This is a genomic window from Pandoraea oxalativorans, from assembly GCF_000972785.3.
Classification (GTDB): Bacteria; Pseudomonadota; Gammaproteobacteria; order Burkholderiales; family Burkholderiaceae; genus Pandoraea; species Pandoraea oxalativorans.
Map to the genome: position 1 here is coordinate 3511672 of NZ_CP011253.3, position 24428 is coordinate 3536099.

General features: G+C 63.5%; 26 protein-coding genes. 6 read left to right on the top strand and 20 right to left on the bottom strand.

Annotated features, from left to right (window positions below):
• Positions 1 to 57 precede the first annotated feature (57 nt).
• Positions 58 to 1032: a pandorabactin biosynthesis dioxygenase PanH gene (gene panH / locus MB84_RS15460; protein WP_046293860.1), complete on the bottom strand. Its 975-nt coding sequence runs from the start codon at positions 1030 to 1032 to the stop codon at positions 58 to 60.
• Positions 1033 to 1111: 79 nt separating this feature from the next.
• Positions 1112 to 2812, bottom strand: a complete 1701-nt coding sequence (gene panG, locus MB84_RS15465; RefSeq protein WP_046292417.1) for a pandorabactin export ABC transporter PanG — start codon at positions 2810 to 2812, stop codon at positions 1112 to 1114.
• 365 nt (positions 2813 to 3177) lie between these two features.
• On the opposite strand from panG, the gene panF reads away from it, so the two are divergent.
• On the top strand, positions 3178 to 4554 hold the full coding sequence (panF, locus tag MB84_RS15470) for a pandorabactin biosynthesis N-hydroxylase PanF (protein ID WP_046292418.1): 1377 nt from the start codon (positions 3178 to 3180) through the stop codon (positions 4552 to 4554).
• 81 nt (positions 4555 to 4635) lie between these two features.
• On the opposite strand, the gene fhuF is transcribed toward panF, so the two are convergent.
• The 4 genes from fhuF to MB84_RS15490 all read right to left on the bottom strand — a co-directional run bounded on the left by fhuF (position 4636) and on the right by MB84_RS15490 (position 7347).
• A complete protein-coding gene (gene fhuF, locus MB84_RS15475; RefSeq protein ID WP_157122746.1) occupies positions 4636 to 5535 on the bottom strand; it encodes a siderophore-iron reductase FhuF in 900 nt (299 codons plus the stop codon).
• Positions 5532 to 6293, bottom strand: a complete 762-nt coding sequence (locus tag MB84_RS15480) for a thioesterase II family protein (protein WP_046292419.1) — start codon at positions 6291 to 6293, stop codon at positions 5532 to 5534. The genes fhuF and MB84_RS15480 overlap by 4 nt, the downstream gene beginning before the upstream one ends.
• Positions 6283 to 6510, bottom strand: a complete 228-nt coding sequence (gene panC / locus MB84_RS15485; protein ID WP_046292420.1) for a pandorabactin biosynthesis protein PanC — start codon at positions 6508 to 6510, stop codon at positions 6283 to 6285. The genes MB84_RS15480 and panC overlap by 11 nt, the downstream gene beginning before the upstream one ends.
• 99 nt (positions 6511 to 6609) lie before the next feature.
• Complete coding sequence (locus MB84_RS15490; protein WP_065225791.1) at positions 6610 to 7347, bottom strand: 4'-phosphopantetheinyl transferase family protein; 738 nt, start codon at positions 7345 to 7347, stop codon at positions 6610 to 6612.
• A 286-nt stretch (positions 7348 to 7633) separates the two neighbouring features.
• On the opposite strand from MB84_RS15490, the gene panA reads away from it, so the two are divergent.
• Complete coding sequence (gene panA, locus MB84_RS15495) at positions 7634 to 8206, top strand: pandorabactin biosynthesis sigma factor PanA (protein ID WP_211279312.1); 573 nt, start codon at positions 7634 to 7636, stop codon at positions 8204 to 8206.
• 36 nt (positions 8207 to 8242) lie between these two features.
• Here panA and MB84_RS15500 read toward each other — a convergent pair whose 3' ends face one another.
• Both MB84_RS15500 and MB84_RS15505 read right to left on the bottom strand, forming a co-directional pair.
• Positions 8243 to 9343, bottom strand: coding sequence for a diguanylate cyclase (locus MB84_RS15500; RefSeq protein WP_046292422.1), 1101 nt, complete (start codon positions 9341 to 9343; stop codon positions 8243 to 8245).
• A gap of 67 nt (positions 9344 to 9410) precedes the next feature.
• Positions 9411 to 10241 carry a transposase gene (locus tag MB84_RS15505; protein ID WP_245725381.1) on the bottom strand — a complete coding sequence of 277 codons (831 nt, stop codon included), beginning with the start codon at positions 10239 to 10241 and terminating at the stop codon, positions 9411 to 9413.
• A gap of 66 nt (positions 10242 to 10307) precedes the next feature.
• On the opposite strand from MB84_RS15505, the gene MB84_RS15515 reads away from it, so the two are divergent.
• Positions 10308 to 11518, top strand: a protein-coding gene (locus tag MB84_RS15515; protein WP_157122856.1) for an IS3 family transposase whose coding sequence is annotated in 2 segments (ribosomal slippage) — positions 10308 to 10623 and positions 10623 to 11518 — 1212 coding nt in all. Because the reading frame shifts where the segments join, the coding sequence is not laid out codon by codon here.
• Between the two features lie 22 nt (positions 11519 to 11540).
• On the opposite strand, the gene MB84_RS15520 is transcribed toward MB84_RS15515, so the two are convergent.
• The 9 genes from MB84_RS15520 to MB84_RS15560 form a co-directional block, all read right to left on the bottom strand.
• A complete protein-coding gene (locus MB84_RS15520; protein WP_046292424.1) occupies positions 11541 to 11735 on the bottom strand; it encodes an IS110 family transposase in 195 nt (64 codons plus the stop codon).
• Between the two features lie 417 nt (positions 11736 to 12152).
• Positions 12153 to 12509, bottom strand: a complete 357-nt coding sequence (locus tag MB84_RS15525) for a RidA family protein (protein ID WP_046292425.1) — start codon at positions 12507 to 12509, stop codon at positions 12153 to 12155.
• 69 nt (positions 12510 to 12578) lie between these two features.
• Positions 12579 to 14012 carry an FAD/NAD(P)-dependent oxidoreductase gene (locus MB84_RS15530; protein WP_046292426.1) on the bottom strand — a complete coding sequence of 478 codons (1434 nt, stop codon included), beginning with the start codon at positions 14010 to 14012 and terminating at the stop codon, positions 12579 to 12581.
• Positions 14009 to 14317 (bottom strand): (2Fe-2S)-binding protein, encoded by a 309-nt coding sequence (locus MB84_RS15535; RefSeq protein WP_084009820.1) that lies wholly within the window; start codon positions 14315 to 14317, stop codon positions 14009 to 14011. The genes MB84_RS15530 and MB84_RS15535 overlap by 4 nt, the downstream gene beginning before the upstream one ends.
• Positions 14295 to 15398: an NAD(P)/FAD-dependent oxidoreductase gene (locus tag MB84_RS15540; protein ID WP_046292427.1), complete on the bottom strand. Its 1104-nt coding sequence runs from the start codon at positions 15396 to 15398 to the stop codon at positions 14295 to 14297. The genes MB84_RS15535 and MB84_RS15540 overlap by 23 nt, the downstream gene beginning before the upstream one ends.
• Positions 15399 to 15401: 3 nt before the next feature.
• On the bottom strand, positions 15402 to 16217 hold the full coding sequence (locus MB84_RS15545) for an ABC transporter permease (protein ID WP_046292428.1): 816 nt from the start codon (positions 16215 to 16217) through the stop codon (positions 15402 to 15404).
• A gap of 14 nt (positions 16218 to 16231) precedes the next feature.
• Complete coding sequence (locus MB84_RS15550) at positions 16232 to 17170, bottom strand: ABC transporter permease (RefSeq protein WP_245725382.1); 939 nt, start codon at positions 17168 to 17170, stop codon at positions 16232 to 16234.
• Positions 17167 to 18252 (bottom strand): ABC transporter ATP-binding protein, encoded by a 1086-nt coding sequence (locus MB84_RS15555; RefSeq protein ID WP_046293865.1) that lies wholly within the window; start codon positions 18250 to 18252, stop codon positions 17167 to 17169. Before MB84_RS15555 ends, MB84_RS15550 begins: the two co-directional genes overlap by 4 nt.
• Before the next feature lie 47 nt (positions 18253 to 18299).
• On the bottom strand, positions 18300 to 19364 hold the full coding sequence (locus MB84_RS15560; protein ID WP_046292429.1) for an ABC transporter substrate-binding protein: 1065 nt from the start codon (positions 19362 to 19364) through the stop codon (positions 18300 to 18302).
• A 172-nt stretch (positions 19365 to 19536) separates the two neighbouring features.
• Between MB84_RS15560 and MB84_RS15565 the strand changes: the two genes are divergently transcribed.
• From MB84_RS15565 to MB84_RS15575, 3 genes are all read left to right on the top strand, one after another.
• On the top strand, positions 19537 to 20427 hold the full coding sequence (locus tag MB84_RS15565) for a LysR substrate-binding domain-containing protein (RefSeq protein WP_046292430.1): 891 nt from the start codon (positions 19537 to 19539) through the stop codon (positions 20425 to 20427).
• A gap of 316 nt (positions 20428 to 20743) precedes the next feature.
• Entirely contained in the window at positions 20744 to 21511 is a 768-nt protein-coding gene (locus MB84_RS15570; RefSeq protein WP_169835016.1) for a response regulator transcription factor, read from the top strand.
• A gap of 98 nt (positions 21512 to 21609) precedes the next feature.
• On the top strand, positions 21610 to 22098 hold the full coding sequence (locus MB84_RS15575; RefSeq protein WP_052653433.1) for a cupin domain-containing protein: 489 nt from the start codon (positions 21610 to 21612) through the stop codon (positions 22096 to 22098).
• Positions 22099 to 22217: 119 nt separating this feature from the next.
• On the opposite strand, the gene MB84_RS15580 is transcribed toward MB84_RS15575, so the two are convergent.
• The 3 genes from MB84_RS15580 to MB84_RS15590 all read right to left on the bottom strand — a co-directional run bounded on the left by MB84_RS15580 (position 22218) and on the right by MB84_RS15590 (position 24224).
• Positions 22218 to 22403 (bottom strand): cytochrome P450, encoded by a 186-nt coding sequence (locus MB84_RS15580; protein WP_046292431.1) that lies wholly within the window; start codon positions 22401 to 22403, stop codon positions 22218 to 22220.
• Between the two features lie 86 nt (positions 22404 to 22489).
• Positions 22490 to 23653, bottom strand: a complete 1164-nt coding sequence (locus MB84_RS15585) for an anti-sigma factor family protein (protein WP_052653435.1) — start codon at positions 23651 to 23653, stop codon at positions 22490 to 22492.
• 13 nt (positions 23654 to 23666) lie between these two features.
• Complete coding sequence (locus tag MB84_RS15590; RefSeq protein ID WP_245725383.1) at positions 23667 to 24224, bottom strand: RNA polymerase sigma factor; 558 nt, start codon at positions 24222 to 24224, stop codon at positions 23667 to 23669.
• Between the last annotated feature and the right edge of the window lie 204 nt (positions 24225 to 24428).

Sequence of the window (24428 nt, forward strand, 5' to 3'; positions counted from 1 at the left end):
GCCGCGACGCGTGGTAAATGACGCAGAGAAGATGTATCGACGGTCGGGGCAGACCCGTCAGCGGTCGGCCCCGTGCGCCTGCGCCATCGCGACGACGACCTTGCGCGGCCCCTTGAACGGCGAACGCGCGTGCGCGGCGAGCATGTTGTCGAGCATCAGCACATCGCCGTTCTGCCACGGGAAGCTGATCTTCTCTGCTTCAAGCACGTGACGAATCGTAGCGAGCGCGTCTTCTTCGATGGGACTGCCGTCGCCGTAGTACACATTGCGTGGCAGATCCTCTTCGCCGACGACGTCGAGCAGCGTTTCGCGTACGTCGGGTTCGAGGTTGGAGATATGGAACAGGTGCGCCTGATTGAACCAGACCCAGTCGCCCGTCACGGGATGTTGCGCGACGGCCTGACACAGCTGGCGCGTACGCAGCTCGCCATCGTCTTTCCATTCGCAGGCAATGCGGTGGGCACGGCAATACGCTTCGACTTCGGCGCGGTCTTCGGTGTTGAAGACCTGCGTCCACGGTACGTCGAAGCCGTTACCGAAGTTGCGCACGTACATCAGCCGCTTGGAGGCGAAACGCTCGCGTAGGTCTTGCGGCACACGGGCATAAATGCGGCGGCTGTCGGCAATCGGCGTCTCACCGCCTTCCTGCGCCGTGAGCACGCTGTAGAACCAGATCTTCATGGGCCAGTCGCGCGTGTACGACTGTTCGTTGTGCAACGGAATGTGCTGGTGCGGCGGATATTCGGTGGACGTATAAACGCCTTGCGCGACTTTGCTGCGCGGCGTCGAGCCGAACTCATAGGTCAGCAGCGAATGACCGAAAGACGCGGCGAACTCGCGGAAGGCCGCATCCCCGTCGACCTTGAACCCCCGGAACAAGACGCCGCCGTGGGTCGGGAGATATTCGTCCACCAGTGCATGCAGGGCACTGGCGGCGGCCTCGATCGGCACACCGGCATCGCGCGGTTCGACCACCATCGGGAGGTCGCCATTGGTGCGCAGGGCGCGCACATCGAGCATCGTATCGAGCATGGTTGGATCCTCAACGAAACCGCGGCGCCACACGCGCCGCACTTTCATTGACGATCCTCGTGCCCGCAATTTAAGGGCTTTACGCGGACGATTGCGGTTTTTCTACATTCGCTGTCGTCACCACCGGATTTGCAGACGTCGGGGTGACAGATGTCGGTTCGCCGTCCGCGATCAACTGACCGTTTTCCATCTTCACCAGCCGGTCGGCCAGCGAGAAGTAACGGTCGTCGTGCGAGATCACCAGCACGGTTTTCCCCTGCGCCTTCAGCTCGGGCAGGATTTCCCGGTAGAACACTTCCTTGAACACCGGGTCCTGGTCGGCCGCCCATTCGTCGAACACGAGGAACGGTCGATCCTCCACGCACGCCGCCACGAGGGCGAGACGCTTGCGCTGCCCCTGAGAGAGATCGCGCGTCGAGAAGGCACCATTCGTCACGCTGACCTTGTGTTGAAGGTGCAGGCGCGCGAGCCAGCGCGCGGCGAACGCGTCGATCCGTGCGGGATCGGTTTGCACGTCGTCCGCCCCCAGCAGCGTTTCGAACAGATGGAAATCGAAGAATATCGCCGAGAACAACTGACGGTAGCGATCGCGATTCCTGACGTCGACCGACTGACCGTTCCACACGATTTCGCCGCTCTCCGGCACATAAAGCCCGGTGAGCAGCTTGGCCAGCGACGTTTTGCCGCTGCCGTTGCCCCCGATCAGGAAAGTGATCTCGCCCGGACGGAACGTCAGATCGATCGGCCCCATGCGGAAGATTTCGTCCTGCTGCTCATGGTAGTAGCTATGCGTGATGCCATGCAGCCTCACCAGCGGCGCACCGGTCGTCGACGTATCCGACGACGTGACGTCCTCGGTACGCATCGACTCCGTCACCTTCTGGATGCGCTCGCTCGCGACACGCGCCATCGTCAACAACGGAATGTTGTTGAGCATGGCTTCGAGCGGCGTGACCATGTACAGGAACACGATGGCGTAGCCCGTCGCCACGTGCGCATTGCTCGACGTCGCACCAACCAGCACGAACAGCACCAGCCCGATGAGGGCGAAGAACAGGAAACGCACCCAACTGACCGAGAAGATGAACAGCGTCAGGCCGCGTGAGCGATTCTCGCGCACCGCCTCGATGGCGGCGCCGAGCACGCGCGCGAGGAAGGCGTCGGCACGACGGCGGTTGAGTTTCAGCTCCTTGGCACCGGATGCCAGTGTCTGGAAGTGCCCGAACAACTCATCCTGACGCTGCCCCGCCGTGCGCAGATACCGAATCACTTTGGTATGACTGATGTGATAGCCCAGCGCACCCAGACCGATCGCCACGCAGGCCATCAGGAAGATCGGCCAAGAGAGGATCGCCAGGTACAGGAAGCATCCCATCACAATCGCGCCATTCATGACGAGCGTCGGCAGGCCGATGAAGAAGTTGGCGACGTGGTTGGCGTCGTCGGCCAGCACCGACTGCACGCGCGCGCCGCCCGTCGATTCGACGACGCGCAGCGGCGCGTTGACGATGATGCGCGACACGTGCCGACGCAGTTCGGCCAGCGTGCGCTGCCCCAACCGTGTGAAGAGCGCTCCGGCACACATCTGCGCGAGCATGGAGAGCACGGCCAGCGCGGCGAAGCGCCACGCCTGCGCGCCCAGTTCCGCCGCTGGCGCACCGAGCGCGCGATTGATCGATGCGATCAGCATGACGTTCGCCACGCCGCAGGCGAGCGAGGCAACTACAGCGGCCGCAAGCAGCCAGCGTGAAGCACGCAACAGGAACAGAAACAGGAACACGACGCTCTCCGCGTTTGATCAGCCGCCACGTCCGCACGCCGCAGTGTGCTCGCGGGCGCCAGGCGACGAATCGCGATGAAGGGACCAACAAAGACAAACCGGAACCAACGAAATCAACGAGCGATGGCAGAAATCTGCGATCGCCTGGACGGGGAGGCTCTGACGCCGCCTTTGCGCCCGTTGATGGCTCCTTCGCTCAAAGACGATTCAGGACACCAAAAATTCTCCCGTCGCATTTACCCGAATTTCGCCGGGGTAAATTTATAGAAAAGCTCATCGTCTTCTGGGAAACGGATGCTTTGTATCGCATTCCCCCCCGATCCCGGGTCCGGGTGAATTCACCTGATGACCTTGCCGAGGCCCTCATGCACGCAAGTACCGAACCGTCCACGACGACCAACACTGCCCCTCATTCCGTGACACACGACCTGATCGGCGTTGGCTTCGGCCCGTCCAATCTCGCTCTGGCCATCGCCCTCGAAGAGCACTGCGGGCAGCGCCTCGGCCCCGCCCGCTTCCTGTTTCTGGAGAAGCAGCCCGAGTTCACCTGGCACGGCAACATGCTGCTCTCTAACAGCCGCATGCAGATCGCCTATCTCAAGGATCTCGCGACGCTGCGCAATCCGCGCAGCCGCTTCACCTTCATCAACTATCTGCATGAGAAAGCGCGGCTGTCCGCGTTCATCAACCTGCAAAGCCACTACCCGACCCGGCGCGAGTACAACGACTATCTGCGCTGGGCCGCGTCGCACTTTCACGGGCAATGCGCCTATGGCGAAACGGTGACAGGCATCGAGCCCGTGCTGGAGCGCGATGAAGTCGTAGCGTTGCAAGTTCATTCGCGCGACGGGCAAGGCGAGACGCAGACGCGGCGCACGGGCAACGTGATTCTCGGCGCGGGCGGCACCCCCCATGTGCCGCCAGTGTTCACCCCGCTGCATCGCACGTCCCATGCGCGCTTGTTCCATTCGTCCCAATATCTGGCCCGCGTGGCGTCGCTCAGCGAGACGACACCGCGTCGGGTCGCCGTCGTCGGCGGCGGACAGAGTGCCGCGGAAATCTTCCTCGACCTCGCGGAGCAATGGCCGCAGGCGCAGGTCGATCTCATCATGCGAGGCCGCGCCCTCAAACCCGCAGACAGCAGCCCGTTCGTCAACGAAATCTTCGATCCGCAATTCACCGACTTCGTCTATGCGCAGCCGGTGGAACAACGCGAGCGGATTCTCGATGAGTTTCGCAATACGAACTATGCCGTGGTCGACGACGATCTTATCGCGCGCATTTACGACGTGTTGTATCAGCAGCGCGTGGGCGGACACGGGCATCACGCCTTGCTGGCTTGCCATGAGATCCGCGAGGCGAGCGCCGACGGGGACCAGATCATGCTGCATATGCACGAGCGGCTCGCCGGACGGCCAGTGACGCAGCATTACGACGTCGTGGTGCTTGCCACCGGTTACGAGCGCCGCACGCATGAAGCCCTGTTGTCGGACCTCGCACCGTGGCTCGACGGCCTCGAAGGCGAGCGGGACTACCGTCTGCGTACTCGCGAGAGCTTCCAGCCCGGCATCTATCTGCAAGGCTATTGCGAGCCGACGCACGGACTGTCCGACACGCTGCTCTCGATTCTGGCCACGCGCTCATCCGAAATCGCAACGTCGCTGCTCTCGCGCGCGCCCTTGCAGACCGATGCACCGGCCCAGACAACCCAAGCATCGCGCGTCGCCGCACTGGCCGGATGAACGGGCACCCTCGATGCAAAAACGGCACCGCAGCGATTTGGCCTGCGGTGCCGTTTTCCACGGTCGAGTCGGATGCGTGGGCTATTGCGGTGCGCCGCCCGCCTGCATCGCCAGTTGCCGCTGAAGCTGCACGGGCGTCATGGTCAGGATCAGCGGACACGATCCGCATAGCAGCGCTTCGTCACAGCGCGTGCCCTTGCCCGCCAATTGATAACGCAGACAACACACACGACGCGCGCGCATCGGCGCGGGCATCGCCGTCGACGGCGGCGTGACATAACGCACCGTGCGATAGAGCGGATTGTCGGACGTCTCACCGAAACCGGCGTCGCCATCGAAAAGCCACGCGTAATCGCTGGCGGCACGCGCGCCGAGCGACGGCACCTTGCGCATCTCGCCGACGATGAACTCCAGCAAGTTGCCTGCATTGCTCCAGAGCACACGGGTCGAAACGCCCGCCGCCCGTTGCATCGCTGCCATGGCAGCAGGCAGGTGCTCCTGAAGCAGCGACGAAAAGCGCACTTGCGGCGGCTCGGCCACGGTATCGCCCTCGCCTTCGCGCGGCGGCGTCCAACTGGATTCGGGAAAACGAACCTGCACGGGCAATCCGCCGCGCAGCACGATGCCACAGGCATCCGGGTCGAGCGTCAGCGTACGGCCATGCACGACGGTGATCGCCAGCGCCGCCGGCGCCACCGCCCGGAAATAGAACTTGCTCCACTGCGACATGAGCGCGCGTGGCTCGACCCCGGGCACGAGGCGACGAACGCCGTCGAACATGGCGGGCATGTGGCGATCGAGATCGGCCAGACCGATGACCGTATCGCCGGGGCGAAGGTCGTCGGGCACGCGCGCGCCGAAGGCCAGCCCGGCACACAGCGGCCCTAGCTCGGGCCGCACCGGTGCGGGCAGACTCGCCGCGAGGTCGAACTGCGCTGCGCCCGCGAACCGCTGTGCACGCATCTCGGCACGCTCGCTCATCGCGCCGACGCCAGCGCGCACGCCGAGGGCGGCGCATGCATCGTCGGGGCCAGGCGATTGGCCATGACTGCGAGCAGATGGGCTGGATCGTCACGCACGAAGAAATGGTCACCGTCGAAATCGGTGCGCGTATAGCCGCCGGTCGTCTCGCAACGCCAGTCGTCAAGGACTTCCGGCGCGAACGCATCGCTGCGTCCGGCCAATGCATGAATCGGCATGGATAGCGGTGCGCGCGCCTGTGGCGACGGACGCCGGTAATGCCCGCACAACTGAAAATCCGCCTTGATGACCGGCAGCACCATCGCCATCAGTTCAGGCTCGGCGAGCAGGGCTTCCGGCGTGCCGCCGAGCGCGCGCATCTCGGCCAGTACCTCGGCGTCGTCGCGCAACGCAGCATAGCGACTGTCGTCGCGCGTGGCGGGCGGACGGCTCGCCGCCACGAACAGCGCAGCAGGCGACCAACCCCGCGCGTGCAGCCGATGCGCGATCTCGAACGCCAGCAGACCGCCGAGACTGTGACCGAACAAGGCGAAGCGCGCGCCAGACCTTATGTGCTGCTCAAGACACTCCGCGGTCAGTTGGTCTGCCAGCACGTGCGGGTCGTGTTGCAACGGTTCGTGATGACGCGTACCGCGCCCCGGCAGTTCAAGCGGGCGCACTGCCAGCCATGACGGCGCGGCCTGCGCCCAGCGCGTATACACCGTGGCGCTCCCCCCTGCACAGGGCAGGCACAGCAGACGACACGCCTCAAACGCCATTGCGCCCGTCACCCTGCGTAGCCAGATGCTCGCGCAGGCTGCGCGGGCGCATGTCCGTCCAGACCGCCTCGATATGGGCCAGACATGTTGCCTTGTTACCGGTCACCCCGACTTCGCGCCAGCCAGCGGGCACGGGCCGGTAGTCCGGCCAGATGGCGTATTGCTCTTCGTCGTTGATGACCACATGGAACATGCCATTCTCGTCGTCGAAACTCATCGATCACTCCTTAAGCGTCCAGCCCACCGGGGGGCGAAGGCTGCAAGGGCACGGTGTGTGCCCTCCTCTGGCTAAAAGACGGTCCAGCGCCGACGCAATTTACCCCTGCGGCAGCCAGGCCAATGCCGCCGAATAGCCCGGTGGCGCAGGCAACAGCCTCAGTTCCAGCCCGCGCAACGCGTCGGCCAACGCCGGGTCGTCCGCCCGCCAAGCAATCGCGTGACCGGCGGTGGCCGACGGGATCGCGGCATCGAATTTGCCCTCGAGCGCCGACACCTCACGCGCGACGGAGTCCACGTCCACGCTCAGCGCCGTGAGGCTGTCCTGCAACCCGGTGCCAAGCGCCTTGAAGATGGCCTCCTTGAGGCTCCAGATCCAATGGAATATCTCGTCCGCGCGCGGTCCATGCCCCGGCAGTGTGAAACTCAGCATCAGTAAGGCACGCTGTTCTTCCGCGTGAAGGCAGACGTCCCACGACGAACGCGGATCGGCAAGGGCGTTCAGTCGTTCGATATCCACACCGACGCGCACATCGGGCGAATAGGCCAGTAGCCCCCAATGCCCGGAATGGCTGACGTTGAAATCCGGCGGCCCGCCCCCGATCAGGCGCGGACGGCCGCGCGCGTCGACCTCGAACGCTACCCGATCCGGCGGCACACCCAACTCGCGGCCCAACGCGTCGCGCAACGTGGCCCGAACGACCGCGAAGCGCGCCCGATCCTCTTCTTTGTGCAGCGCACCGAGCCGCAATCGCTCATCCGCAGACAGCCGCTGCGCCAGGCGCGCCGGGGCACTCGCAGCATCGGTAATCCTGATGAATTGCAAAGCTAAGCTCATTGGCATAACGAAATGACGCGCTCCCCAATCGGTCGACATCTTGCATATCAAAATATTAATTGCAAACCATTCTCATTTTCACTATCGTTTACGTCAAATTTAGCGCATCCCCTGTAGAAAGTGGTAACCCCATTGTCTGTCATGGCGATGCAACAGAAGTTCTGCAGTCCTGTCGTTTCTCCCTGCACCGTTGTGTCGGAATGCGCGCCAAGCGTCGTTCCCGGCGGCGTTCGTCCGTCGCTTTGTCACACAGCTGTGCGTTCGATGCCGATCTGGAGGCAAAAGCATGAGCGAGCAGTTGAGTTACGCCGGGTGCCCCGGCTGGACGCCAATGGGCACCGACACGGAGGACGGTCTCGTGGGTCAGATCTTCGTGACGCACCGGCGGGCGCTGGTGGGACTGGCGATGCGCATTCTCGGATGTCCCTGCCGTGCCGAAGACGTCGTGCAAGACGCCTACATCAAGCTTTGCGACGCGCGTAGCGCCTGCCCGGTCCGGCATCCGGCCAGCTACGTGATGCAAGTCGTGCGCAATCTGGCGCTGGACGGCTACCGCCGTCAGCAAATCGAGAATCGGGTGTTTACGGTGGAAGACGAAGCCATCGACATGCCCGATCGTGCCGCCTCGCCGGAAGCGCAGGTCACGGCGCGCCAGATGATCGGCGGCATGCTCGAGCGGCTCAAGACACTTCCCGAGCGCACCCGCACGGTGTTCGAGATGTATTACTTTCAGGATTGCACGCAGCGCGAGATCGCTCAGTCGCTGGGGGTCTCCACGACGCTCGTGAACTTCATGATGCAGGACGCCCGTCAGGCTCTCACGCCGTGGATCAGCGGCACGACCGAAGAGCCTGCCTGAGTGGCGACGCCGCTGCGCCGGTAAGCCACGATACCGCTAGCGCAACAAGACCCCGTCCAGGCCCACGTCGATATCGGCAATCACGATCCGGTCCTTCCCCGAGCGCTTGGCGGTGTACAACGCGTGGTCGGCCATCGCCAGCCACGCCGTGGGCGAAACGAGATTCACTGTGTAGTTCGCCACGCCTGCGCTCAATGTCACGGTGCGCACCGAATCCAGTCCCTCGGTCGCGCCTGAAAACACCGCGCACACTTTTTCCAGCTTCCGGCGCGCCTTCTCGGCGGATTGCCCGTCGAACAACACGCAGAATTCGTCGCCGCCATAGCGGCCGCTGATGTCGTGACTGCCCAGTTCGGTCGCCAGCACGTCGGAGAGAATCCGGATCAGCGAGTCGCCCTGAAGATGGCCGTGCAGGTCGTTGATTTCCTTGAACCCGTCGATATCGATAAGCGCGATGCTCGCGGTCCCCGTGCGCCCCAGCCGCTTCTGCGCGAAGCAATTCGTGAGCGCGCGCATCCATGAGCGGCGGTTGAGCAGCGACGTCAGATCGTCCTGATCGCTGATCCGGCGCAGCGTCCGCTCGCTCCTTGAGAGCCGCTTCGCCAGACGATAGCTCGTGAGTCCGACCAGTGTTGGATAGATCAGCAACAACGGCAGGCTCGCGACCAGCTCCGAGAAAGGAATGTCCGTTCGGATCGTGAAGCCCAGCACTGTCCCCGTCAGAATGCCGCCGACCAGCATGGCCAGAATGCCATCGCGTAACAGCCGGTATCCGCCTGCGGACGCGTTGTGCATCAGCAGCACCGACACCAGCACGGCCGACGGCACGCCGCCGAATTGCATCGCCACCACCCAGCCACCGCCGAAAGCCGAGTCGCACAGCAGATTTCGTCGCTCGGCAGATACCGGATCGGCCGACGACATGGCGATGGCGTGGGCGAATGTCGGCCAGAGAAACGCATTGAGCGCCCAGATCCCATAACCGATATGCGAAGCGCCCGTATGCCGGATGGCCGTAAAGACGGCGATGGCGCTCAGCGCGCATCCCAGACTGCGCAACCCCAACACGCGACGAGAGAAGTCCCGCCCCCTCTGGGCCTGGGATCGCGTGATCTGCTCGCTCGATGGATCCGTCATGTCGCCAACGTCTGAGGCGGTTGGGGTGAAATTGCGGTGAACAACTACGGAGATACCGTCTTGCCCGTCAAGCGATTGCGACGTAGTTCGCCCGATAAGGCTGTCGTGTCTTCAGAACGCCGAAACACAGATGCACAAGCTTACGCATTGCAGCGCCGAGTATAGACATGGTGGATTTGCCACGCGCTGCCAAGCGTTCACACAATGCCTTGATGTGGGGGTTATAGCGTTTAGCGACGACGGCCGCCATGTAGAGAGTTGCCCGTACCTTGGGCGGCCCGGCCTTCGATAAACGTGAAGGGCCCTGGATCGACGATCCCGACTGCCTCTGCACCGGCACCAGGCCGAGATACGCCGCAAGTTGTTCTGCAGAATCGAAGTGGCGCGCGTGCATGATGGCAAGCAGCGTGCGGCCTACCTGAGGGCCAACTGCCGGGATACTTTGCAGCAGCATCAAGTTTGCTTTAAGGCCCGGATGGGCAGCAATGTGATCATCGATCTCGCGTTGCAGGCTGGCTAAATGGCGCTCCAAAAACTCGATCGTCTCGAGAATCGAATGCAGGACTAGCGCCGTTGGAGCCGTGATTTCCGCTTTCTCATGCCGGTTGCGCTCACGCTGAAGATCTTGTGCAAGCGCTTCACGGCGCGCCATCAGTGCTTGAAGTATGCGAGCCTCGGGCGCTGGAGGACTCCAGCGCATTGGCTGTGCGTGCATCGCAAAGCGCGCTAACACGTGGCTGTCTACCATGTCGTTCTTCGTGCGCACGCCCATTCCCGTCGCAAAAGCACGCACCTGCGCAGGATTAACGACAGACACGGAGAGCCCGGCATCGTGCAGGCCACACGCGGCCATCTCGTGATAGACGCCGGTGGAGCGGCCCCATGAAACACCGGACACAGCGACCCACTTACAATAACGGGTAGGCATAAGACTGTGTTTTTGACTAACACCAAGCAGGAAGTGATGGAAGTGTTGACGGGCCCAGAGCGCCGGCGTCGCTGGACGGCGGAGCAGAAACTGTCGATGGTTCGCGAGAGTTTCGAACCGGGAAAATCGGTTTCAATGGTCGCGCGCCATTACGGCGTGAACCCGAACCAGCTATTCCACTGGCGCAAGCTGTACCAGGACGGTAGCCTGTCAGCGGTCAAGGCTGGCGAAGAAGTGGTTCCGGCATCGGAGTTGGCTGATGCGCTCAAGCAGATTCGCGAGCTGCAACGGATGCTCGGCAAAAAAACAATGGAGAACGAGATTCTCCGGGAAGCAGTTGAATACAGCCGAGCAAAAAAATGGATAGCGCACTCGCCCTTGCTGCCGGAGGACGGCCAGTGAAACTGGTCTGTGAAGTTCTCGGCGTGTCGCGCTCGAACGTATCGGCACGACTGTCGCGTCCGGCGACGTGGCGCGATGGCCGGCAATCAAGGCCGACCGACGACGAAACTGTAGTCGAGGAAATCCGCCGTGTCGTCGGCGATTTGCCCAGCTATGGCTACCGGCGGGTTTGGGGCACGTTGCGCAACGAGCGCGTTGCAGTTGGACTGGCGCCGTTCAATGCCAAGCGCATTTATCGCATCATGCGAACGCATGGGCTGCTGACGCAGCGCCGACCGATTGCGCCGCGAGCCCACCGTCGACATGATGGCAAAGTGGCCGTCGCGCGCAGCAATCAGCGATGGTGCTCGGACGGCTTCGAGTTCCGCTGCGACAACGGCGAGCCGCTGCGTGTGACGTTTGCGCTGGATTGCTGCGACCGAGAAGCGATGAGCTGGGCGGCGACGACAGCAGGCCACAGCGGCGACATTGTGCGCGACGTGATGCTGGCCGCAGTGGAAAATCGGTTCGGCAACGAGGTGCATACGCCGTCCGAAATCGAGTGGCTGAGCGACAATGGTTCGGGCTATACGGCTGACGATACGCGCCGGTTTGCGATGAACATCGGACTAAAGCCATTGACCACGCCCGTGTGCAGTCCGCAAAGTAACGGCATGGCCGAGAGCTTCGTGAAAACGATGAAGCGCGACTACGTCGCCTTCATGCCGAAGCCGGATGCTGCAACCGCTGCTCACAATCTGGCCATTGCATTTGAGCATTACAACGAGAAGCACCCCCATAGCGCGCTGAAATACCGCTCGCCTCGCGAGTTCCGGCGCTCGATGGATTCAGCAACCTTAGTGTGATGGTGTGTCCGGTTTTACAGGGTCAACTCCAGCCGGTACCTTCGAGCGCGACATGTACGTGGCTCGGCTCGGTGTGTCTCTTGCCCAACCAGCCCAACAGATCGGTTAGGCCGGCGCGGCTATTGGCAACAACCTTCGTACTACGCTTGCCGTTTGTCATGTCCAGCAGGCAGCAATCCAGCTTGGCTTTGGCAACATCAATACCGAGGTAGAACATCAATTTGATCCTTAATCGAGGAATCAATACCAACTCACCCACTTGCCTTGTACATACAGGGTCCACGCCCTTGGCTACCGTTCAGTGTCTGTGCTGGTGAGGGCGAGGCGAAGGGCATTATCTCCACAGCAAGGTCCAAGCCTTCAGGCTCCAAACATGCTCACTTCACCTCATGTGACGGTAGCTAACCATCACGAAGACGAAGATACAAGGCTCTGACTTGCCACATGCAACCTGCCGACCCGCGCATTATGCCTGCGCGACACCGCTTCCAGACACGCATAGGGATCAATCCACAGACGCAACAAATTCACCAGTGCGTTGATTTGGGCCTGATTGCGGCTCCAAGAAAAAAGGCCCGCAACGACTGGCGGGCCTTTCTCCTGAACGCGGTACGGTCAGCCGCGGTCTTTCAACTTAATTCGCTGCCGCAATCACGGCGATTTCGACGAGCAGGTCCGGCGCAGCCAGACGCGACTCCACCGTCGCACGCGTCGGCGTGTTGCCCGGGCTCGTCCACGCATCCCACATGGCGTTCATACCGGCGAAATCCGACTCGATGTCCTTGAGCCACACCTGCGCCGACAGCAACCGCGACTTGTCGATGCCAGCGTCCTTCAGATAACCGTCGATCTTGGCCAGCACCTGCTGCGTCTGGCCGGTGATGTCCTGGCTACGGTCGTCGGCCGTCTGGCCGCCGATGTAGACCGTGCCGTTATGCACCACGACACGGCTCATCCGTGCATTCGTGTGATGGCGTTGAATGTCGCTCATTACTGCGTCTCCCAAAAGGAATAAGAAGCGGAATAAAAAGTAGCAGGCGTGAGGTGCGAGCCGTCTCGCCTACTTGGGGAAACCTGCTCGTTCGCTCAGGAATTCGGGGGCGTCGACGGCCGAGGCGAGTTCGCCCAGCGTGACCGGCTTGATCGGCGCACGGATGCGGTAGTAGCCCACTTCCGGCACCGCGCAGCCTTGCGCCTGCGCCAGCAACTCGGCGACGGTCATACCGCAGAGGCGGCCCTGACACGGGCCCATGCCGCAGCGCGAGAAGCTCTTGGTCTGGTTCGGGCCGACGCAACCCAGGCCCGCCATACGACGCACGTCGCCCGCCGTCACCTCCTCGCAACGGCACACAATGGTGCTGTCGTCGGCCGGGGCACGGAAACCGTCTGCCGGTCGGTAAAGCGCGTCGAGGAACGGACGAATCGACGTGTGCGACGCCAGCTCGCGGCGCAACGACAGCGCACGCGAATCGCGCTTTGCCGTGTCGAGTTTGCCGAGCATCGCAGCGGCCTGCGTGGCCGCGAGACGCCCGGACGGCTCAGCCGCCAGCGCACCGCCGATGCCCGCACCGTCCCCCGCGACAAAAATGCCTGACACACTCGTCTCGCCCCATGGATCGGTCTTTGGCCGCCAGCACAACTGCGCTTCGTCCCACTCATGTTCGCAACCGATCGAGCGCGTGACCTGCGTGTTCGGAATCACGCCCTGATGCAGCAGCACCAGTGCCGTATCGATGCGTTGCGCCTTGCCGTCCACAACGTATTCGATGGCCTCGGCCTGCGTCGCGCCGAGCACGCGCAGCGACGTCACATGCTTCACGTGTTGAACGCCCGCAGCACGAATCGCACGCAGCAGCTTGAGGCCCTTCATCAGATAGGACGGTGCACGTAATGCCCCGCCCGCGTGACGCAGGGCCTCACGGCGTGCGCCCGGCTCGGCGGTATCGAGAATGGCGCGCACCGGCACACCGGCGTTGATCAACTGCCACGCGAACAGATACAACAGCGGCCCGCACCCGGCCAGCACCGCCGGTGTATCCGGCACGAGCGCCGACGCTTTGAGCAACGTCTGCGCCGCCCCCACGCCCATCACGCCGGGCAACGTCCACCCCGGAATCGGGAATGGGCGCTCCTGCGCACCGCTTGCCAGCACGATGGCCCCCGCTTCGATCTGCAATGTCCCGCCGCCCGCGCTCTGCCGCGTCACCGAGACACGCTTGTCGGTGCTGATCTGCCACGCAAGCGTTTGCGGCCAATAGGCAATGCCTGCTTCCGTAAAGGCATCGACGAGTGCGCGTCCGCGCAGGTAGTCCGGACCGAGGACGCCCGGATCGGCCAGCGGCGAGCGGCTCACACTACGGTAAATCTGCCCGCCGGGCAGGCTGTTCTCATCGACGACGAGCGGCGTCAGACCATGACGCTTCGCTTCAAGCGCAGCCGCGAGTCCCGCAGGACCGGCGCCGACGACCAACAAATCCACACGCATCGAACTCATGCCACACTCCTCGCGCCATCCATGCGGCGCACTCGCATTCCCTCGCGCACGGGCGTCATGCAGCCCTGCCGGTTCGGGACACCGTCGATCTCCACGAGGCAATCGAAGCACACACCCATCATGCAGAACGGTGCGCGCTCGCTGCCCGTCACGGGCGTGGTGCGGCACGCCGTCACGCCGCAGAAGAGCAAGGCGGCCGCCACGTTCATATCCGTCGGTACATCGACCGGCATGTCGTCGATAAACATCCGCACCGTCGCGCTATCCTTGCGCGCCAGCGACTTAAGCAGCGAAACGTTTGGCATAGAAATGGTCCAGAAGCGCGGGGCGCTCAGCGCCGAGAATCCACGGCGCGATGGTTTCACAATGCGCGGCGGCAAGCGTCACGCCGCTGTGGCAGGTCGCGAGGAACGCCCCCGGACAAGATTCCGAGGCCTCGTAGATCGGCAGGCCGTCGCCCGTCATCACACGCAACGCGCCCCACGCGCGCACGACGCGCACATTCTTGAGAATGGGGAACGGCGCAATGCCGCGTCGCGCGATGTCGGCGAGTACGTCCGGCGTCACGCCGTCGTTGAAGCCGACGTCCTCCGCCGAGTCGCCGAGCATGACCGAGCCTTCGACGGTCTGGCGCACGTAAATCGTCGGATAGTCGAGGAACGGTTTGACCCGCTCCGTCACGACGATCTGTCCGCGCAGCGGCTTGACCGGCGCACTCAGCCCCACCATCGGCGCGAGATCGCGATTGCCCAGCCCGGCGGCAAGCACGACGCGCCCGGCTTCGAACGACGTATCGCCCATGCTCACGCGAAACGCACCGCTGCCCAGTTGACGGATGTCCGTCACCCGCTGATTCGGCGCGTACTCGCCGCCGACCTGCTCGAACGCCGCGAACAGCGCGCGCAGCGTGTACAAGGGGCTCACATGCCCGTCGTTCGGCGAATAGATCGCACCAAACACGTCGGGGCCGATGGCGGGCAGACGTTCGGCCAATGCGTCGTGATCGAGGACTTCATAGACCAGCGCAGGCTCGGCTTCCTTGAGCTGGCGCATGCTCTGCACCTTGACGGCCAGTTCCTCGGCCGTCTGTGCGATGTTGAAACCGCCGGGACGTTGAAAGCCGACGTCCACACCGGTGCGCGCGAACAACTCGTCGGCCATGCCCTGCCAGGTGTTCGCCGAGTGCAGCGACCAGCGTGCATAGTCGGTGCAGGTGCCTCCCTTGCCCTGTACCCAGACCAACCCGAAGTTGCCGCGCGCGGCTCTGAGCGAGTTGTCTTCGCCATCGCAAACGACGACGCGTTGTCCGCGCTTGGCAAGCCCGTAGGCGATTGCCATCCCGACGAGGCCACCGCCGATGACAGCGATATCGTATGTCTTTTGCATGTTTTAGTGATTTCCGACCAGAACCTTGTTCAATCCGTAGATGCGGTCGAGGATCAGCATGACCGCCAGCGTCACCCCGATGAGCAACGTGGAAATTGCGGCCACGCTCGGATCGACCGTCTCGCTCATGTTCATGTAGATGCGCACGGGTAACGTGATCGTCTCCGGCGACGTGACGAAAATCGTCGCCGTCAGTTCGTCGAAGCTGTTGATGAACGCCAGCACCCAGCCACCCGCCACGCCCGGCACAATCGCGGGCAGCGTGACGCGGCGGAACGTCGTCCACCGCCCTGCACCCAGCGAGCGCGCAGCACGCTCGCCCTCGTCTGCCTGCCCCACGAGCGCCGCCATGATCAGGCGCAGCGCATACGGGAAGATCAGCAACGCGTGGCATGCCACCAGACTCTCGAACGAGCCGCCCATGTCGAGCAGCGTGAACAGACGCAGGAACGCGATACCCAGCACCACCGGCGGAATCATCAGCGGCGAGAGCAGAAACGAGTTGATCGCGTCGCGCCCCGGAAACCGATAGCGCGCCAGTCCCATGGCGGTGGGCACGGCAAGCGCCGTCGACACCGTCGCCGACATCACGCCCAGCCACAGACTCGTGCGCAAAGCCGACTGAAAGTCCTCGTCGCTCATGAGCGATTCGAACCAGCGCAGCGAGAAGTGCTTCGTCGGAATCGAGAGGAAGTTGTCCGGCGTGAACGCCACCAGACACACGACGACCAGCGGCGCGAGGATAAAGACCAGAAACAGCACGTGGAACGCCAACGCGCCCGCGCCGTTGCGATCGTACTGGGAGTCGAGCTGATTCATGTGATGGCCTCCCGTCAGCCGAGACGACGCGTGAAGCGCTTCTCGAGTGCGCGGTTGTATCCGCTGATGATGAGCACGTTGACGACGAGCAGCACGATGGCAATCGCCGCGCCCAGCGGCCAGTTCAGCGTGCCGAGGAATTCGTCGTACGCGGTGGTCGCCACGACTTTCAGACGGCGTCCGCCAATGAGCGCGGGCGTCGCGAAGGCGCTCGCCGTGAGCGCGAACACGATCAGGCTGCCCGAGAGAATGCCCGGCGTAATCTGGGGCAGCACCACGCGCCACATCACCGTCGCACGTCCGGCGCCGAGCGAGCGTGCCGCATGCGCCACGGCAGGGTCCAGCCGCGTGAGCGACGTCCACACCGACAGCACCAGCAACGGCACGAGCACATGCACCAGCGCCACCGTGACCGCCCCCATCGTGAACAGCATTTGCAACGGATGGTCGATCAGGCCGAGCTTCGTGAGCACGGCATTGATCAGCCCTTCCCGGCCCAGCAGAATCGACCAGCCGAGCGTGCGGACGACGACCGAGATCAGCAGCGGACCGAGCACGAGCACCAGACAGAGCGAGCGCCACGGATCGCGCATGCGGAACAGGAAATACGCTTCCGGCACGCCGATCAGCACACACAGCAGCGTCACGCCGACCGACAGCAGCAACGTGCGCAGGAAGATCTCGTAGAAGTAACTGTCCGTGAGAATGTCGACGTAATGCTGCAACGACACCGTCGGCAGAATACCGCCCGAATTCGGGTCGAAACCGTGCAGGCTGAGAACGAACGTCAGCACGAGCGGCACGGCCAGCAGCACGAGGAAGTACAGCGTTGCGGGGGCGACCAGCGTCCATGCCGAGCGACGCTGAGCGGCGACCTCAGGCGATACCGATGTCGCGGGCTTCGCAGTCTCCACGCTCGGCACACCCGGTGGCGTAGACGTCGCGGCGTTCATGCGCTCTCCTGCACGAGACGCAGGGCGTCGTCGGCCCAGTCGAGACCGACGGCGTCACCGTCGTTGGCCGCGACCGCACCGTCGTTCGACACGAGCACACGCAACTCACCCAGCGCGGTCGAGACGGTGAGCACCCAGTGATTGCCGTGGAAGCTGCGCTGTGCGACACGTCCCGGCACACGTCCGGCGCTCGCCGACGTCAGTCGGATTCGCTCGGGACGCAGACAGAACGTGACCGACGCGTTCGCGGCCTCCGACGCCGCGAGACCTGCCTGCGCCGGCGACACCACCAGCCGCAGTCCCTGCACTTCCAGCAGCGCCACGCCGCCGCGCACATCGAGCTGGCCGGTGATGAGATTGGTCTGCCCGATGAAGTTGGCGGCGAACGTCGCACGCGGGTCTTCGTACACTTCGTGTGGCGTGTCGATGCGAACCACACGCCCCGCGTTGAGCAACACCACGCGATCGCTGATCGCGAGCGCTTCGGCCTGATCGTGCGTAACCATGATCGTGGTCGTGCCGACCTTGCGCTGAATCGAACGCAATTCGTCTTGCATCTGTTCGCGCAGCTTGGCGTCGAGATTCGAGAGCGGTTCGTCGAGCAGCAGCACGGGCGGTGCGATGACCATCGCCCGCGCCAGCGCCACGCGCTGACGCTGTCCGCCCGAGAGTTCGCGGGGATAGCGTTGGGCATGCGCACCGAGATGCACCAGCTCCAGCGCGTCCTTCACGCGGCGTTGCTTGTCGGCGGCGTCCACGCGTCGCATGTCCAGACCGAACGCCACGTTCTGCGCTACCGTCATGTGCGGAAACAGCGCGTAGCTCTGGAAGACGATGCCCAGCCCGCGCTTTTCCGGCGGCACAGGCGTGAGGTCGCGGCCTTCGAGCACAATCCGCCCGGACGTCGGGGCAACGAAACCCGCGATCATCTGCAACGTGGTGGTCTTGCCGCAGCCCGACGGACCCAGCAGGGAAATAAATTCGCCCTGCGCAATCGCGAGATCGACGCCTTCGACCGCCACCGTGTCGCCAAAGCGCTTGCCGAGATTTTCAACGCGTAAGTAGGGGGTGCTGGTGCTCATGTCGCTTGTGGTCTCCTTGCCGCTCGACTCCGAATTCACTTGATCGCTTAGCGCTCGATCTGACGATTCCAGCGCTGCGTCCATTCGGCGCGCTTGGCGTTCACGACATCCCAGTCGACCCGCACGAGCTTGTCGATCTGTGCGGGTGACGGGACGCGCGCGGCGATGGCCATCGACAACTGGGTCTTCTTGTTGGACGGTGCGACGCCCTGACTTTCGGCCAGAACGGCCTGCGTCTGCGGCGAGAGAATCATCTGGATGAACTTCTGCGCGAGCGCATCGTTGGCCGACTTGTCGACCGCACACATGCCCATGCCCAGCGCGACCGCGCCTTCCTTCGGGTAGACGAATTCCACCGGAATGCCCTGCTGACGCAGCGCCTGCACGCGGCCGTTACCCCACACGGCCAGCGCAACTTCGTCGGCCTGGAACAGTTCGGCGATCTTGCCGGGCGACGGATCGAACGACAGCACGTTCGGTGCGATCTTCTCCATCTCCTTGAAGCCCGGATCGATGTTGCTGTCGCTGCCGCCGTTAAGCTTCGATTCGACGAGCAGCGCATGCAGGCCGTACGTGTTCTTGATGCTCGGCATCACGAGCTTGCCCTTGTACTTCGGGTCGGAGAGTTCCTTCCACGACGTCGGCGCGGTCCATCCCTTCGCCTGGAACAGGCGCGTGTTGTAGGCGATACCAGTCGCAATCAGACCGGCCGCCACGGCGTTGCCGTTCTTGAACTTCGCGATGTCGTAGAGATCCTGATAGACCGGCGCGTCGGCGAGCTTGCCGCAAAAGCCCATCTGGATGGCCTGATACATCGGGCCGTCGTCGAGGAAGACCACATCCATGCCAGCCTTGCCCTTTTGCGCCTGAAGCTTCGCGAGTGTCGTCGTCGAGTCGCCCGGCACGATCACAACCTTGGTGCCTGGGTTAGCCCGCTCGAAGCCGGGAATGACGTCTTTCTTCAGCATCTGTTCGAACGAACCGCCATACGCGCCGACGTACAGCGTCGTATCGGCATGCGCGGCGGAAGCACCAAAAACCAGTCCCGCACCGACAGAAATCGCGGCGGCACGGCCAAGCTTGCGAAGCGTTTGGGGGACGACAGTCTTCATCGGGAAGCTCCTTGCATGATGCAGTTTTATGTGATGTTATGGCCCGGCATTACGAAAAAAACTGAAACTATTGCGTGGTTTTCGTAGGGTCATTTTCGACACACGCACGGTCAAATCACATTTTTTTGCTCAGCCATACGTAAATGTTATGGGGTAGCGGAGACAAGCTTCGATGAAGATCCGGCAGTTGGAGGCATTTCGCGCGCTGATCCTGCGTCAGACGGTCACCCGCGCGGCGGACATGCTCCACATCTCGCAACCCGCCGTCACGCGTCTGATCAACGATCTGGAAGCCGACGTAGGGTTTTCCTTATTCGACCGGAGCAACGGCCGCCTGAACCCCACCCCCGAGGCGATGGTGCTGTTCGAGGAAGTGGAGCGCTCGTTTGCGGGCATCGACCGCATCGCGCAGACTGCCGAGCAGATCAAATCGCTGCGACGCGGCTCGCTGCACATCGCAGGCGCACCTGCGCTGGCGCTGGAGTTCTTGCCCACCACGCTGACGGGCTTCATGCGCGAGCATCCCGGCGTGAGCACGACGCTGCTGATTCATGCGTCGAGCATCGTGGTGGATATGGTGGTCGGGCGACGTTGCGATGTCGGATTCATCGCGCACCCGCTCACGCACGCGGGCGTCAATGTCGAGACGCTGCACCGCGCGCCCATGCGCTGCATCCTGCCGCTAGGTCATCGCCTTGCGGACCGCGACGTGATCCGCCCCGAAGACCTGCGCGACGAGTCGTTCATTTCCTATCCGAAGGAATTCGATAACCGGATGTATATCGACCGGCTCTTCGCAGAGCGGCAGATCGACCGGGTGATGAGCGCAGAATCCCAGCTGTCGGCAGCGATATGCGTGCTAGTTCAGCATGGCGCTGGGGTGGCGATCATCGACCAGGTCACGGCCCGCTATGCGGCCGGTCGGGTGCTGGTCAAACCGTTCGAGCCGGTCGTCATGTCCGGCTTCTCGCTGGTCACCTCCACGCAGCATCCGCCCTCAAGGCTCGCACAGGCGTTCGTCGACTACACGAAGCAGCGCATGGTCGAACTGCTGGCCGACTGAGCCCATCTGAGCGCGCCTGAGCCCACTTGCGCCCGATGTACCAATGGCACATGGCGGCGGAGATCGCCCCGCCCCAAATCGAAGCGCATTGCCCCAACGTTGGGCGTCGACTTTAGGACTTTCCGTTTACGTCAACTAGCATCCGCACGCATTGCGTCTCGATGCAGCAAGCCCTCAACAGGCCGATGCAAATTCCTCAAGTTTCTTTTGCCGGACTGAAGTGTTTTAAGCATGACAACGCGATTCCCGACAATTTTGCGCTCGGGCGCGCCAGATGCATGAAACAACGAATTCGAGTTCGGCACAGGAGCATGAAGTGAAGTTTGCAGTTCTTACGTCAGACATCGGGCTCTTCGAGGCCATTCGCCAACGCCTCAGCGCCGACGGCGACTGCCAGCGCTTTGACGACGCCGCCCAGTATCTTGTGGCCGCCTCACGCATTCCCTACACGGCGGCACTCGTCGATGCCGCACTCGGCCCTCTCGACTTGCAGGGCGTTCTCGCCCGCCGCCGCGGCACGCGCAGCGTCGGCGCGCTGGTCATCGGCTTCGGCACGCCGTCGTGGATGCTCGACCTGTCGTTCCGCGCCGGGTGCGACGACGTGCTGCCCTTCCCCGTGGACGTGGCCGAGTTGCAGACGCGTCTGGCGACCACGCTGCACCGGCGTGCGTCGGCCAACGCGGCACGCAGCGACGACCTGCTCGAAGTCGGGGCCTATCGGCTCGACCGTGGCCGCGACACGGTGTCGGTCGGCGGCATCGACGTCGAACTGACGGCCCGAGAGTTCGCGCTGGCGTGGCTGCTCTTCTCGGCCCCGGACATGCGGGTGAGCCGCGCGCGCATCGCCTCTCTGATCTGGCGCAGCGACGAAGCCTCGGCGGCGCGCAGCATCGAGCAGCATGTCTATCTCCTGCGTAACCGGCTTGGCCTGCGCGGCGAACACGGTCTGGTGCTGCGCGCCGTGTACGGTGGCGGCTACTGCCTTGGCGCACGCCCTCAGCGCTCGCGAAGCCCGGTCCGTAGTACGCGCGCCACAGGCGTCGCCTCGCTCACACAGTCCTTGCCTGAAGTCTCTCGCGATTGATAAGCTCTCGCCCGGCCCGCTGGCGGACGCCCGACGTCCGGCAGCGCACGCGCCATTCAGGGCAGACGAAAATCGATAACGACAACAGAGACAACGATATGCTGCAACGCAGGACCCATGGAACGGCACGCAAGGCCGCCGTCGCGCTGATGATGTTTGCGCTGTATTTCGCGATTTATGCCGGTGACGCAAACGCCGCAGCGCTCCACCCCGTCAAGGTGAACAAGCAGGAACTGGCTGGCCCGGTCTTCGAGCGCGACGATGCCGTGCATGAAAACGAAGACGGCAACGACACCGTCGACGTCACCACTTTCACCTCGCCCGACAAGGCGTTCCAGACCGGTGTGTTCAAGTCCGGCCCCGTACGCGAAGAGATCCGCTCGGCCCCCGGCTATCCCTACACCGAGCTGCTGGTGTTCCTGAGCGGCGGCGCGAAGTTCACCTCAAGCGACGGCACGGTCGTGGAAGCCGGTCCAGGCGAAGCGGTCACCCTGCCCAAGGGCTGGACGGGCGTGTTCGAATCGAAGGGCTACACCAAGCTCTACGCCGTGTACGACACGGACGCACCTTCGCACATCGACCCGTAACCGCGTCCGAACCGGCATCACAGGACAAAGCGGCCCATCACCGGAGTGAGGTGACGGGCCGCTTCGCTTTTGACGACCGGACCGAGACCGTAGAGCGGTCGCGGCCAGTGCGTCCGTCTTCAGTAATCCGCCATCAACGACGCCACGCCGCGCAGGCTATGACGGCGGTGCCAGCGCAGGTCGTCCAGACCGGTGATCGTCAGGTTCGGGAAGCTGCTGAGCAGCTTGTCGAGCGCGATTTGCAGCGTCGCCGTCGCGAGCCGTGCGCCGAGACAGTGGTGGATGCCCGCACTGAACGAGATCAACCGGCCGTGGTTCTCGCGCCGGATATCGAACCGGTCGGGGTTAGATGGGATAAGGGTTATCGAAGAAAAATGCAGGGGACGAAAAATCAGCGAGATTCATAAGTCTTTGAAAGGGGGGCGTCCGCCATCGCGTCGGTGAACGGCTGCAAGACCCCGTTGGCTTGCAGCCCCGGCGGCGTGGTGCCGCCGTCGTAAAGCACCGGCACGACGTCGTTGGCGAGCGCGCGGGCAATCGGCAGCAGATCGCTCGACCCGGCCTGGGAAACCAGCGCGAACATTTGCCCGTCGCGGCGCCAGGTCACCGTATCCATGGGGGGAATGGTCTGTGCGGAGGGGCCGTGCGCCAGACGCGTGTCCTTCACGACGTAGATTGCCACGGGCGGCCCTTCGCGGGGCAGATAAGCCATCTGAACGACGGCACGGCCGTCGAACTGCAAGCGCTGCAAGCGCTTGAACTCCATCCCGGCGCGGCGCAGATCGGGCACGACCAGTGGAATGTCGTCGCGGTGGCGGATGGCGCGCACCGTGGCGATGGCCTCGGCCGCTTCGTCGTCGAGCGGATCGAGGGTCGCTCTGGCAAAGAGCGATTGATACGAAACAAAAGCGCGCACCCACGGCTCGTACGAACCGTGCCACGCGTTGGCGGCCTCAGGCGGCGACACCGCCACGCTGTCGACGTCCAGATTGCCCGCGACGGACATGGCGCGCGAGATGGGCATCTGGGGCATGGGCGTCGGCGCAGAGCCTTCGGTCAGAAAGCGCGCACCGGCACTGGCAACCAGCACGGCGAACGCGGTCGCGCCCGCTGCAAACCCACCGATCTGCCACCAGATGACGCGTGGGCGCTGACTGTCGAACGACGTCGACTCATCGAACTCGCGATCGAGCAAACTGCGGCGCGGAACCGTGCCCGGACTGCGAACATGCACTCGTCGCCCTGCCCGCCCGTCACGCCCATTGCGCCCAGTCCTCATAAAGCGCGCATCGTTGGCGCTGGCGACATGCGACGGCACATCCAGCGTCGTGCGTCCGCGCACCAGCGTGCGCACCGTCGACACCAGTTCCGGCGGGACTGGCGCAGTGAAACAGGCCTCGTATGCGTCCTGGAACGGCAGATCGGACGCGTACAACGCCTCCACGCGCGCGGCGATGTCCGGCGAAGTCGCGATCGCAGCTTCGACCTTGGACGCAGCCTCCTCGGTCAGGCTGCCGTCCACATAGGAGAGAAGAATCTGATCGGAGATCACCATCGGGTCGTCACCCTCAAGTCGGCGTTTCGCCAATGGCGGCAGTGCCGCGACGACGCGGCGTCACGTCGAACTGCACGCCCAGCCGCTGACGTGCAGCCGACAAGCGACCCATGACAGTGGCAACCGGTACGTCCAGAATCTGCGCCGCTTCGCGATAGCTGAAGCCTTCGACGGCGACCAGCAGCAGCGCCACGCGTTGCGGCGCGGGCAGACGCTCGACGGCATCGACGATCTGGCGGTGCCCGACATGCTCGTCCGGCAATCCCGACACGGAATCGGCAATGTTCTCGAGCAATGCGTCGTCCCACGCGACACCGCCGCGATTGCGCACGTTACGCGCCCGCAGTTCGTTGAGCCACAGGGAATGGACGATGGAATAGAGCCAGTTCAGCGGTGCACTATCGGGGCGCAACTGGGCGTCGGCACGCTCCAGTGCGCGCACACAGGCGCGCTGCACGAGGTCTTCGGCGTCGTGACGGTCGCCGGTGAGCCGCAACGCGAACGTCCACAGCTTCGGCAGCATGGGGAGCAGCAGCCGCGCAAACCCCGAATCGTGCTCGAACTGCATCATGTTCACTCACCACTACGGCGACGGGCCGAAAGATTCGCATTATTCACACGTCGATATCGCGAAAGCATAAAAATCTCTGCAAATCCGTCTCAATACGGGCCTCAATACATCTCATCGACATCTGGATGACCAAATCATGCGGTCCGCGGGCGTGTCATGAAAAAACGACGGGATGCCGAAACTGCGCATCCCGTCGTCATTTCG